General features: G+C 37.6%; 11 protein-coding genes. 5 read left to right on the top strand and 6 right to left on the bottom strand.

Translation table 11 applies throughout. The features are described from left to right. Nucleotides 1-12: 12 nt before the first annotated feature. Nucleotides 13-1,053, bottom strand: a complete 1,041-nt coding sequence (gene purM, locus ABN217_RS01310) for a phosphoribosylformylglycinamidine cyclo-ligase (protein WP_349458984.1) — start codon at nt 1,051-1,053, stop codon at nt 13-15. Nucleotides 1,054-1,284: 231 nt separating this feature from the next. Between purM and upp the strand changes: the two genes are divergently transcribed. The 4 genes from upp to hda all read left to right on the top strand — a co-directional run bounded on the left by upp (nt 1,285) and on the right by hda (nt 5,833). Then, complete coding sequence (upp, locus tag ABN217_RS01315) at nt 1,285-1,911, top strand: uracil phosphoribosyltransferase (protein WP_196554060.1); 627 nt, start codon at nt 1,285-1,287, stop codon at nt 1,909-1,911. A gap of 190 nt (nt 1,912-2,101) precedes the next feature. Continuing rightward, nucleotides 2,102-3,403: a uracil permease gene (gene uraA / locus ABN217_RS01320; protein WP_109407723.1), complete on the top strand. Its 1,302-nt coding sequence runs from the start codon at nt 2,102-2,104 to the stop codon at nt 3,401-3,403. Nucleotides 3,404-3,670: 267 nt separating this feature from the next. After that, nucleotides 3,671-4,876: a mechanosensitive ion channel family protein gene (locus ABN217_RS01325; protein ID WP_072068429.1), complete on the top strand. Its 1,206-nt coding sequence runs from the start codon at nt 3,671-3,673 to the stop codon at nt 4,874-4,876. Nucleotides 4,877-5,125: 249 nt separating this feature from the next. After that, nucleotides 5,126-5,833 (top strand): DnaA inactivator Hda, encoded by a 708-nt coding sequence (hda, locus tag ABN217_RS01330; RefSeq protein ID WP_036938961.1) that lies wholly within the window; start codon nt 5,126-5,128, stop codon nt 5,831-5,833. 207 nt (nt 5,834-6,040) lie between these two features. Here hda and ABN217_RS01335 read toward each other — a convergent pair whose 3' ends face one another. The 3 genes from ABN217_RS01335 to bepA all read right to left on the bottom strand — a co-directional run bounded on the left by ABN217_RS01335 (nt 6,041) and on the right by bepA (nt 9,840). Next, a complete protein-coding gene (locus ABN217_RS01335) occupies nt 6,041-7,291 on the bottom strand; it encodes an MFS transporter (protein WP_109407721.1) in 1,251 nt (416 codons plus the stop codon). A gap of 711 nt (nt 7,292-8,002) precedes the next feature. Then, nucleotides 8,003-8,359, bottom strand: a complete 357-nt coding sequence (arsC, locus tag ABN217_RS01340; RefSeq protein ID WP_072068427.1) for an arsenate reductase (glutaredoxin) — start codon at nt 8,357-8,359, stop codon at nt 8,003-8,005. 8 nt (nt 8,360-8,367) lie between these two features. Continuing rightward, nucleotides 8,368-9,840, bottom strand: coding sequence for a beta-barrel assembly-enhancing protease (gene bepA / locus ABN217_RS01345; protein WP_196554061.1), 1,473 nt, complete (start codon nt 9,838-9,840; stop codon nt 8,368-8,370). A 154-nt stretch (nt 9,841-9,994) separates the two neighbouring features. Between bepA and ABN217_RS01350 the strand changes: the two genes are divergently transcribed. Then, nucleotides 9,995-11,071 (top strand): AI-2E family transporter, encoded by a 1,077-nt coding sequence (locus ABN217_RS01350; protein ID WP_072068425.1) that lies wholly within the window; start codon nt 9,995-9,997, stop codon nt 11,069-11,071. Nucleotides 11,072-11,141: 70 nt separating this feature from the next. Here ABN217_RS01350 and bcp read toward each other — a convergent pair whose 3' ends face one another. Next, nucleotides 11,142-11,612: a thioredoxin-dependent thiol peroxidase gene (gene bcp / locus ABN217_RS01355; RefSeq protein WP_072068424.1), complete on the bottom strand. Its 471-nt coding sequence runs from the start codon at nt 11,610-11,612 to the stop codon at nt 11,142-11,144. An 18-nt stretch (nt 11,613-11,630) separates the two neighbouring features. Beyond that, a complete protein-coding gene (locus ABN217_RS01360; RefSeq protein ID WP_072068422.1) occupies nt 11,631-12,188 on the bottom strand; it encodes a glycine cleavage system transcriptional repressor in 558 nt (185 codons plus the stop codon). Nucleotides 12,189-12,264 lie beyond the last annotated feature (76 nt).

A 12,264-nucleotide genomic window follows, 5' to 3' on the forward strand; every position in this document is an offset into this window, starting at 1 on the left:
CACATGTTTTCATTAGTTAATAATAACTTGTGCTTCACCTGCGGCTTGTGGCGCAATTTCACCGATAAGCCATGCATTTTCACCACATTCTGCAAGGTGTGCTAATGTTTTTTCAACATCATCTGGATTAACCGCAATTAATAGTCCGACACCACAGTTAAAGGTGCGGTACATTTCATGTGTGCTAACTTGTCCCGCTTCTTGTAACCACTTGAAGACGATAGGCCATTCCCAACTGTGACTTTCGATACGAGCTTGCGTATTTTCAGGTAGTACGCGAGGAATATTCTCCCAGAAACCGCCACCTGTAATATGTGCAACTGCATGAATATCAACATTCTCAATTAATGACAGCAGTGATTTCACGTAAATACGTGTAGGCGCTAATAGGTGATCGGCAAGTGATTTTTCACCTAATGATGTGTTATCAGCTTGTGTATTGCTGACTTCAAGAATTTTTCTGACTAATGAATAACCATTAGAATGAGGGCCGCTGGATGCTAAAGCAATTAATGCATCACCTGTTTTAACTTTACTGCCATCAATAATCTCTGATTTTTCAACCACGCCGACACAAAAGCCTGCGATATCATAATCATTGCCATGATACATGCCGGGCATTTCTGCTGTTTCACCACCCACTAATGAACAACCTGATTGTTTACAACCTTCAGCAATACCTGTTACAACACGAGCAGCGGTATCGACATCTAATTTTCCTGTGGCATAGTAGTCAAGGAAGAAAAGGGGTTCGGCGCCTTGAACAATTAAATCGTTGACACACATTGCGACTAAATCAATACCGATGTCATCATGGCGATTTAAATCCATCGCAAGGCGGAGTTTTGTACCCACACCATCGGTGCCTGAAACTAAAATAGGTTCGCGGTATTTAGATGGAATTGCACATAGTGCACCAAAACCACCTAAACCCCCCATAACTTCAGGACGGCGAGTTTCTTTTACTACACCTTTGATACGATCGACTAAAGCATTACCTGCATCAATATCGACACCGGCATCTTTATAGCTGAGAGAGGATTTGTTAGTCACGTAGAGCCCTCACGGCAAGTTGCTGTTAAGAAAAAATGTGTGCGGACGCTATTCTAACAGGCAAAGCAAACGTTTGCGAGGATCTTCTTTCTAGGTCACAATTATTCATGTTGGTGTGGTTAAAAGCTGTGCGCTTGATCAATATCAATAGAAAAACGATGGAATGTTGGCAAAAAAGCGGTATAATCTCGCGATTTTTTTGTCAGGCTGCGTCGTACATTAGGAGAAATTATGAAGATCGTTGAGGTAAAACACCCACTCATTCAACATAAATTGGGGCTGATGCGAGATCATGATATAAGCACTAAGCGCTTTCGTGAACTGGCTTCAGAAGTTTCCAGTCTACTGACGTATGAAGCTACCGCCGATTTAGCAACAGAGACGGTAACAATTGAAGGTTGGTGTGGTCCGGTAGAGATAGAACAGATTAAAGGAAAAAAAATCACAGTAGTTCCTATCCTCCGTGCAGGTATCGGGATGATGGATGGAGTATTAGAAAATATTCCTAGTGCCCGAATCAGTGTAGTTGGCGTTTACCGCGATGAAGAAACCTTAAAACCCGTCCCTTACTTCCAGAAATTAGCATCCAATATTGAAGAGCGTATGGCTCTTGTTGTTGACCCTATGTTAGCAACAGGCGGCTCTATGATTGCCACAATTGATTTATTAAAAAATGCGGGCTGTACTTCAATTAAAGTATTAGTACTGGTTGCTGCTCCAGAAGGTATTAGGGCATTAGAAGAAGCTCATCCAGATGTGGAGTTATATACTGCATCGATTGATAGCCATCTTAATGAGCATGGGTACATCGTTCCAGGTCTTGGCGATGCTGGTGATAAGATATTTGGTACAAAATAATAATTAAGCCGACTTTGATAGTCGGCTTTTTTTTGGACCATTTATTTTTTCTATACTCTACATATTTAAGGAGCAGTTAGATGACTAGTGCGAGTGGGCCTAGACAGCAACATGGCGACTTAAAATAAGACGAGTATAAAGTTAAAAATACAAACCAATTTCACATTCATATTAAAGAGAGGTCGTAAGCATGACTCGTCGTGCAATCGGGGTAGAAGAGCGCCCACCATTATTACAAACAATTCCGTTGAGCCTTCAGCATCTGTTTGCAATGTTTGGCGCTACCGTACTTGTGCCAATATTATTTAAAGTTAATCCGGCAACAATATTGTTATTTAACGGGATCGGAACCCTGCTTTATCTCTTTATTTGTAAAGGACGCATTCCTGCTTATCTAGGTTCAAGTTTTGCGTTTATCTCACCAGTGCTTTTGTTGTTACCATTAGGGTATGAATTAGCACTTGGGGGATTCATCGTTTGTGGCGTGTTATTTTGTCTTGTGGCAGGTATTGTAAAAATAGCAGGGCGAGGCTGGATTAATGTGATGTTTCCACCTGCGGCAATGGGCGCAATCGTTGCCGTTATTGGGTTAGAATTAGCAGGAACCGCGGCAGGAATGGCGGGTTTATTACCAAGTGCAGATGCACCAGTAGATAATCAAACATTGCTTATCTCTATGGTCACTTTAGGTGTCACTATTTTAGGTTCAGTGATGTTTAGAGGATTCCTTGCAATTATTCCTATTCTTATAGGGGTATTAGCAGGTTATGCGCTTTCTTTCTTCTTAGGGGCTGTTGATGTTACGCCTATTAAAGAAGCTAATTGGTTTGCATTACCGACATTCTATTCACCACGTTTTGAATGGAGTGCAATCTTCATTATTCTGCCTGCGGCATTAGTGGTTATTGCTGAACACGTTGGTCACCTTGTTGTTACAGCAAATATTGTGCAACGCGATTTAATGAAAAATCCAGGCTTACATCGTTCTATGTTCGCAAACGGTTTCTCTACCATAATTTCGGGTTTCTTTGGTTCAACGCCAAATACCACATATGGTGAAAATATTGGTGTTATGGCAATTACCAAAGTCTATAGCTCATGGGTTATTGGTGGCGCGGCAATATTTGCAATCTTATTATCCTGTGTAGGTAAATTAGCCGCCGCTATTGCTGCTGTTCCTGTTCCAGTGATGGGCGGAGTATCTTTATTGCTTTATGGTGTCATTGGTGCATCAGGTATTCGTGTCTTGTTAGATTCAAAAGTGGATTACAACAAACCGCAAAACTTGATATTAACTGCCATTATTCTGATTGTTGGTGTGAGTGGCGCTTCAATTCACATTGGTGCAGCTGAATTAAAAGGCATGGCTTTAGCAACAGTTGTGGGTATTGTTTTAAGCTTAATCTTTAAATTAGTCAGTGTTGTTCGACCTGAATCAGAATTTGTAGATAACACGATTGAATCAGTCAGTGGTACTGCAAATAAAAAATAAGTGATATGTTGAAGTTAACGAAAAAGGCGGATTATATCCGTCTTTTTTATTGCACCCTGTTTTTATGTTAAAATTAAAAACTAAGATATTTGATTTTTTGAGTGTTTAAAACTTAGAAAAGCATCAATAATTCAATCATGATGTTTATTTAAATAAAATAAATGAGACAATGGATGTCTGTTCTTATGCGAAATAGGCATTTAGTTACTGTTTAAGTGACATTCGTTTTAAGGTTGGGAAAGACTCAAAAAAGGTATAACGTAATTTATGGAAAAACTCATTGAAATTTATGATTTCATAACATCAAAGCAAATATTTACCACAATATTCTTAGTTGTTGTGTTGCTGGTGGTATGGTTTCTCGCCAAGATGATTTTCCGCCGAATTGCAAAGCGATTACTTTTTTTATTTACTGAACTTTCAGATGAAGAAACGATAGAAGACATTGCTAAAAAGAGTGCCTCTATAGTTGCAGTAACATTAGTTCTTTATATTAATCAGCTACTACCTTCTTTTTCTCATGAGATGAATGTTATCTTTGAGACGGTTGCTCGAGCTTTTATTATTATCAATATTGCCTCATTGCTTAATAATGCTCTCGATATTTTTAACATTAGGCATGCAAAAAAGGCGTGGCATCGGAACAATTCCATTAAAGGTTATATTGAAATTGCCAAAATCGTCGTTTGGATAATTTCTTTTATTTTGATCATTGCACTTTTTACTGAACAATCACCACTTATTATTATCTCAAGTTTTGGTGCCATTGCTGCGGTATTAATGTTTGTTTTTCAACATACTCTTATCTCATTTGTTGCCAATATTCTTATTTCTAACGGTAAAGTCTTAAAGCTTTATGATTGGATAGAACTTCCAAGTAGTAATATTAGTGGTGAGGTGATTGATATCGCATTACACACTATCACAGTCCGTAATTGGGATAATACGATTTCACGTATTCCAACCAAAGATTTTTTGACGGAAAAATACACTAACTGGCAACCGATGTTTTCATCTGGAGGACGTCGGATTAAACGTAGCTTTTATATTGACCAATCTTCGATTTCATTTGCAACGGAAGAATTGGTCCTTGAATTAAAAAATACAGTTCCTCTTCGTAAAAGCATAGAAGCTATGCTTGAAGGCAAAGAAGAAGAGATTGGCGATATCAATGTGTGGCTAGAAACAAAAGGGGTCACCAATTTACAGCTATTTAGAAAGTACATGCTAAATTGGATAAAAATGCGTGGTGATGTTAGGCCTGATATGTATTTAGTGATAAGAACAATGCCACCAACCCCCATGGGATTACCCGTAGAGTTATACTGTTTTACCAGAGCGACAACATGGGTAGAATATGAAGAAACACAATCTGAAATTTTTGAGTATATAAATGCATCAGCTAAATATTTTAAGCTTGATATTTATCAGCAACCTTCAGGTAATGATGTTGCGAAATTAAAATTCAGATAATAAAAATATTAATTAAACAAAGAATACTTTTTTAATTTTATGCTAAATAATTTGAGGTATAGCTTGGCAACTCGTGTAAATAAACAAAGTCAATGATAGGGCAACTTGAAGCATGAAGAGTTCATAAAATAAGCGATCACGCAAATCTTGCTGTTATCTTAATCAGTATCATGTGCTTTTTTAATATTGGTTCTGACCTTGTGAGAATTTGTGTTAGAATCACCACGTTTATTAAACTATTCAGGTGAGGTGCTTCTGAATACGCCGTCACAGCTATCATTACCACTATCTCTGCCCGATGATGAGACATTCGATAGCTTTTATGCAGGGGAAAACGCGTCGTTAGTCGCGGCAATTCAAACCGCCATTCATCAATCCCATGGCAGTTATATCTATTTCTGGTCCCGCGACGGGGGTGGAAAAAGCCATCTATTACATGCTGCATGCGCTGAACTTTCATTAAAAGGTGATGCCGTTGGCTATGTTCCACTTGATAAACGAGCCTATTTTGTTCCCGATGTCCTTGAAGGCATGGAGCATCTATCATTAGTTTGTATCGATAATGTTCAATGTATTGCAGGTGATGAAGAGTGGGAGCTTGCCTTATTTAATCTTTATAATCGCGTTTTAGAGCATGGTCGAACTTGTTTATTAATTACTGGGGATAGACCACCTCGCCAAATCGAATTACAACTTCCTGATCTTGCGTCTCGGCTAGATTGGGGGCAAATTTATCGTTTGCAGCCATTAAGCGATGAAGAAAAAATTCAAGCATTACAATTAAGGGCAAAGCTTCGTGGTTTTGAGTTACCTGAAGATGTAGGTCGCTTTGTGTTAAAGCGCCTTGATAGAAAAATGCGGACACTCTTTGAAATGCTTGATGAACTTGATCATGCTTCTATTGTAGCTCAACGAAAACTCACCATTCCCTTCGTGAAAGATATTCTTAAACTGTAGCTTTTACCTCAATATTATCCCTCATCAAATTAGGTGAGGTGAATAACACAAATTTTCCTCTATTGTTTAAATTAAACCAATTAAAAGTAATGATTTTTCGTTATTTTTAATGGTGATTTTTTGTATTAAAAACTATAAAAAAACCGCTTGTCTTTATAAAAGGCAAGCGGTGAGAAATACAAACAATAAAGGAGGAGGGTTAAATAATTAGTGTGCTTCTACTACTTTAGTTTTCTTCTGAGGTACCAGTAAGAAAATCAGATAAAGTGCAGTAATTGCAACCGTGTATCCTGTGAAAATTAACCAGAATGATTTCCAGTCAACGGCACCATTTGTGGTGTATAAGTCAATGACCCAGCCACTTAACATTGCACCTAAATAAGTACCAAAACCGTTCACTAAGGTCATAAACATACCTTGTGCAGTTGAACGATATTGTAATGGGATCTCTTTTTCTAAGAACAGTGAACCTGAAATATTAAAGAAGTCGAAAGCACAACCATACACAATCATTGATAATAATAAGACGATTTGTCCTAATGATGTGTAATCGCCGTAAGCAAAGAAACCGAAACGTAAAATCCAAGCAATCATACTAAATAAAACAATAGTTTCGATTCTTACTCGTTTTAGTAACAGAGGTAGGAATAAAATAAAGACGACTTCTGAAATTTGTGAAATAGATAAAAATACAGAAGGATAACGTGCAAAGAATGAATCATCGGCGTTTGGTAATGCTGCAATATCCTGCAGGAATGGTACACCAAAAGTATTCGTAATTTGCAGAACAGATCCTAATAGTGTTGCAAAGAATAAGAAAACAACCACGTTTCTCTTTTTGAAAACTTGCAAAATATTAGAAAGACTAAATGCCACTTCTTCTGTTTTAGCTTCATTTTTATCAACCGCTTTTGTTGCAGGTAAGAACATGGCAAAAACAGCGAGAATAATAGAAGCAATTGCAGCCACAAAGAGTTGATGATAGCTATTACCTAAACCTAAGAAACTAATAACCCACATGGCCGCGATAAAACCAACTGTGCCGTAAACGCGGATCTTTGGAAAGTAGTTGTTAGGTTCTAAATGTTTTTGCTCTAACAGTTCAAAGATGATGCTGTTTGCCATTGAAATACTTGGCATAAAGAACAATAAATGCAACAAGGTAGCAAAAAATAATGTAGTGACAGTCGTCATTTGCGACATCAACACTAATGCTAATGCAGAAAAAATATGCAGGGTAATAAATACTAATTTGCGGTTATTTATTTTATCTGCAATAAATCCCATGATGACAGGTGCGATAAGTGAGGCAAGCCCAAGAGCACTGAAAATAAGCCCAACATCACTACCTTTAAAATGCAGTTCTCCAAAGAGGTACGAGGCAAATGTTACCAGCCAAGATCCCCATATAAAGAACTGGAGGAATGAGACAAGTTTTAATCTAAGTACGATATTCATCTGTTTTCCTATTAGCCTAGCAATCACCCGACACCATAATGATGATTGGTTAGTTTTAATTGCCCATAATGTTGGCTATAACGTTGTTTATTTCATATACATCTATAACTTCATTTCACACCGATTAATTGTCATCAAATTAAAAGTTAACAACTAAAGAAGAGATAGAGTAAATAACAAATTGAAAGATTATTGCTGTATTGCAGTGCTGTTTAAAATGTATTTTTTTTGTTAATTTCTTTCTTGGATGATAATGAAAAAATAGAGTGGCGAGAATTTAGTGTTTATCAACTCTGCTATCATATTTTCTGATGTCCATGATATGTAGGAACGCATTTGTGTAAAGAGACTTGAGTCACAATATAAATGAAACACATGATTATTTTTTTCTTTTTAAGGTGACCTATAGCGGGATCGTGTGATCTTGATAGACTATCCAAAAAATGATGATTTATTAGCCATAAAAAATATGAAACTGAGATGAATTTTTTTGAAAGCAAAAAGAGATTAATTTTTTTCTGTTGAGGGAATAAAGAACACTTTATTAATTGTTGTGTTTACAATTTAATAACATTTGGTGATTTATGCCTAAATGGGGAAAATAGAGTAAACGATTGCGGTATTAATGATAAAACATAAAGAATAAAGCCTATCTCACGTATCGTGAAGTATAGGCTTTAATTTTCTGATCCTAGCTAAATTTTCCTGTTCTTAGCTAAATAACTCTTTCACTTGCTCAGGTGGGCGGCCTAAACGGGCTTGATTTCCAACAACCACAATAGGGCGCTCAATAAGCTTAGGATTTTCATGCATTGCTTGAATTAACGCATCTTGCGATGTTTCGTCAGCAAGTTTGAGTGTTTTATAGATCTCTTCTTTTGTACGCATTAATTTTCTTGCATCATCAAACCCTAGCGCTTTAAGAAGTGTTTTAAGTTCGGTTACTGAGGGCGCTGTATCTAAGTAGAGATTAATCTCAGGGGTTACTTGCATTTCTTCTAATAAATGTAAGGTTTCACGGCTTTTTGAACAGCGTGGATTGTGATAAATCGTCACTTTCTTGGTCATGTTGTCCCTTATTTAAATTGACTGTCTCTTTGCTGTATTTTTCTTAACTGATCAATACGCGCATCAAAGCGTGCTTGGTCGTTACTGCCCAGTTTAACTTGTCTGCTTGCATCACCTAAATAACGGATCGCTGTTTCAAAGTCACCTCGGAGTGCTAAATCTTCAGCATAAGCCGCTAATTCATGGGCTCTATCACCTTGTTTAGCTGAGTTTTCTGCCATTAACTGCCAGCCAATAGGATCATTTGGATTATCAAAGGTATAACGATAAAGCAGGCGATTAGCTTCGTTATATTGTTTATTATGTATATAAGAATTAGCCAAGTTAGCAATAATAACGTTGTTATTAGGGTTCTGTTTTAATGCCAATTGCAATCTTGCGACAGCATCACTTGCCCGATTTTGCTCTAAATCGATATCTGTCATTGCATCGATAAGCCAAATATTATTAGGTTCTTTTTCTAACATTGGCGTGAGTAATTTTCTTGCGTCATCAAATTTACGATCACGAGAGTAAATGAGTATTTGCGCATAATTGGCGGCTAATTTTTCAATCGCAGTACCTTGCTTAAACTGATCAAGCGTGGTTTGAAATGCATTATCTGCAGTGGGATTTTTATTTAGCATGGTTAACACACGCATTTTAGCGAATAGAAAATTTGCTGACTGAGGAAGTTGGCGTGCTGGATATTGGCTGGCTCGGCTTCTTGCATCAGATAATCGGCTATCCGGTAAGGGGTGTGTTAATAACATTTCAGGCGGTTTAGAACTATAGCGAACTTGGTCAGCAAGAATTTGCATAAAATCAGGCATCCCTTTGGGGTCAAACCCCGCTCGATAGAGTGTTTGAATTCCAATACGATCAGCCTCTTGCTCGTTCATTTGTGTAAACGTGATCATATTCTGCTGCATCCCCGCCATACTCCCCGTAAAGGTTGCAAGACCTGCATTGGGATTTGCCATAAATATCAGGATAGAGCCTAATACCCCAGCAAGTGCAAGAGGGGTTGTTTTTGCTTGGTCTTCCAGCATTCTTGCTAAATGACGCTGAGTAACATGCGTGATTTCGTGAGCCATGACAGAGGCTAACTCACTTTCATTTCGGCTATAGCGAAAGAGTGCGGAATGTAAAACAATGTTCCCCCCAAAATAAGCAAAGGCATTAATATTGGGATTATTGACTAAGTAAAAATGAAAGGGTGTTTTGACTGAGCTAGCATTAGAAACCAGCTTTTGCCCCAAATTATTAATGTAGTTAGAAAGCAGAGGGTCAAAAACTAATGGTGCACTATTTCGCAGTTGGCGAGTATAGTAATCTCCCATAGCAATTTCTTGGTTAATACTTAGCGTTGAACCTGCAGTGGTTCCCATATCAGGTAAAGAGTCTTCAATATCAATCGCAGCATGCGCTGGCAATACTGATGTTGATAGCAACGCAGAAACAAGAAGCGCGACTAATGGTTTTTTAAGTCTGAGTTTCATACAACTATATCCTGATGGCTATCTTAACGAAAAATTAATAATTAATGATGTATGATAGCAAAACCTAACGTAAAATCTGTCAAAAGATTATTGCTTATATGAATGAATATATATAGCTCTATTGTTCTGATTATTATAAAGGATCTTTATTTTCATGCTGGACTTGCTTGTTCAATGGTACAAACGCCGATTTGCTGATCCACAAGTTATCGCCCTTGTGGTTATCTTAATTGCAGGCTTTTTAATTCTGTACTTCTTCAGTGGCATACTCGCTCCTTTGTTAGTGGCAATTGTGCTTGCCTATCTTTTAGAGTGGCCAACTCATTTACTTGAGAAATTAGGATGCGCCCGCATATGGGCGGTATCAATTATTCTGACACTCTTTATTGGTATTAGTGCTATCGTTATTTTGATTTTAGCACCCACAGTTTGGCAACAAGGGATGACACTAATTTCTGATATCCCAAATATGATCAATAAGTTCAATGCATTTGCACATGAATTGCCTGATCGTTTCCCCGCATTAATGGATGCGGGTATTGTTGATATGATGGCAGAAAACTTACGTAGTAAGTTCTCAACAGTCGCTGAATCTGTCTTAAAGGTATCTTTAGCTTCATTAATTGGCGTTATCACACTTTCTATTTATCTTATTCTTGTTCCTTTAATGACGTTCTTTTTGCTTAAAGATAAGCAACAAATGCTTAATGCCGTACGTCGTGTTTTACCAAAAAATAGAATACTGGCAGCGCAAGTTTGGATTGAAGTTAATCAGCAAATAACCAATTATATTCGTGGCAAAGTGACAGAAATGGTTATTGTTGGCATCTTTACTTATTTTGTTTTTGCCTTCTTCGATCTACGTTATTCCGTACTGCTTGCTGTTATTGTAGGTGTCTCTGTTTTAGTACCTTATGTTGGCGCTGTTTTAGCGACGATCCCTGTGATTGTTATTGCGCTTTCTCAATGGGGATTAGGCTCTGATTTTTGGGCGTTATTTATCGCTTATCTTGTTGTTCAAGGATTAGATAGCAACTTATTAGTACCGATTTTGTACTCTGAAGCAGTAAATATGCATCCTTTAGTTATTATCTTATCCGTGATTATATTTGGTGGTATGTGGGGATTTTGGGGGGTTTTCTTCGCTATCCCATTAGCAACATTGATAAAAGCAGTATTGCATGCATTACCTGATGAAATTGCAAATGAGCAACATATAAAGAAAAGTTAAAGATAGTTTTGAGTTAGCAAAAAAACAGACAGTGAAAACTGTCTGTTGTCTTATCAATACAGGTATTTATTTACGGATGCTGGGCGAGATATTCGAGAACGATTTGATGGTGATTAGTCGTTTTAAAGCTATCAAAAACGTGTTCAATAACGCCATTTTTATCAATTAAGAAAGAAGTACGATGAATACCATCGTAAGTTTTTCCCATAAATTGCTTTTCTCCCCAAATACCAAATTCTTCTGCAACTTTATGATCTTCATCTGAAAGTAATGTGAAGTTTAACATCTCTTTTTCAGCGAAACGGGAAAGTTTTTCTGATTTATCTGTGCTAATACCCAATACTTCGACTTTGGCCTTTTTTAATGTATCCATTTCATCACGTAAGCCACAAGCTTGTGTCGTACAGCCTGGTGTCATTGCTTTAGGATAAAAATAAACGAGCACGCGTTGACCAGCGAAATCAGATAAATTAATTATTTCTCCATCTTGGTCGGGCAGACTGAATTGAGGCGCCTTTTCACCGGCTTTTAATGGGTTCATTTGGTCATTCTCCATTTTTTACTGTTTCATCATCAGACTATTTACGATACTTATTGTGCCTTGAGCATTTAGCTCTGTACATAACTGATTGAATTTCTCATTAATAACAAGACCGTGATCATCTAATGGGTTATGCGCCGTGATTTGTATTTCTAAACGGGCAGGTGTGCCATCTTCTGACGGGTGCGTTTTAGAAATTAATTCAGCAAGATTAAAATTATGCTGGCTAAACAAATTAGTAAAGCGTTCTACAATACCGGGCGCATCTTCAATATCAACCTTCGCTGCAATGGTTGAAGGATAGGTAATGGGAGCCCCATTTTTGGTTCTTTTCATGACGGTCAATAAATCAAGTTCCGCACTTTTAATCGGCAACAACGCTTCTAGCTGTGCGATAGCGTTCCAGCCACCTGAGAGTAGCATGATAAACGTAAACTCTTGACCAAACATCGCAAGTCGGCTGTCCTCGATATTACATCCACATTGGCTGACTAATTGTGTAATGGTATCAACAATACCTGGGCGATCAGCGCCTAATGCAGTAATGACGAGAAAATGTTTATCAGGTATGGGCAAAATGAGGTTCCTTTTGACTTTCAGTTTATTCTTAACAGGTAAACACAAATTTTGATTTCTGCCAAGATCCCTTGCT

Source organism: Proteus sp. fly-1067 (assembly GCF_040139345.1).
Lineage (GTDB): Bacteria > Pseudomonadota > Gammaproteobacteria > Enterobacterales > Enterobacteriaceae > Proteus > Proteus vulgaris_B.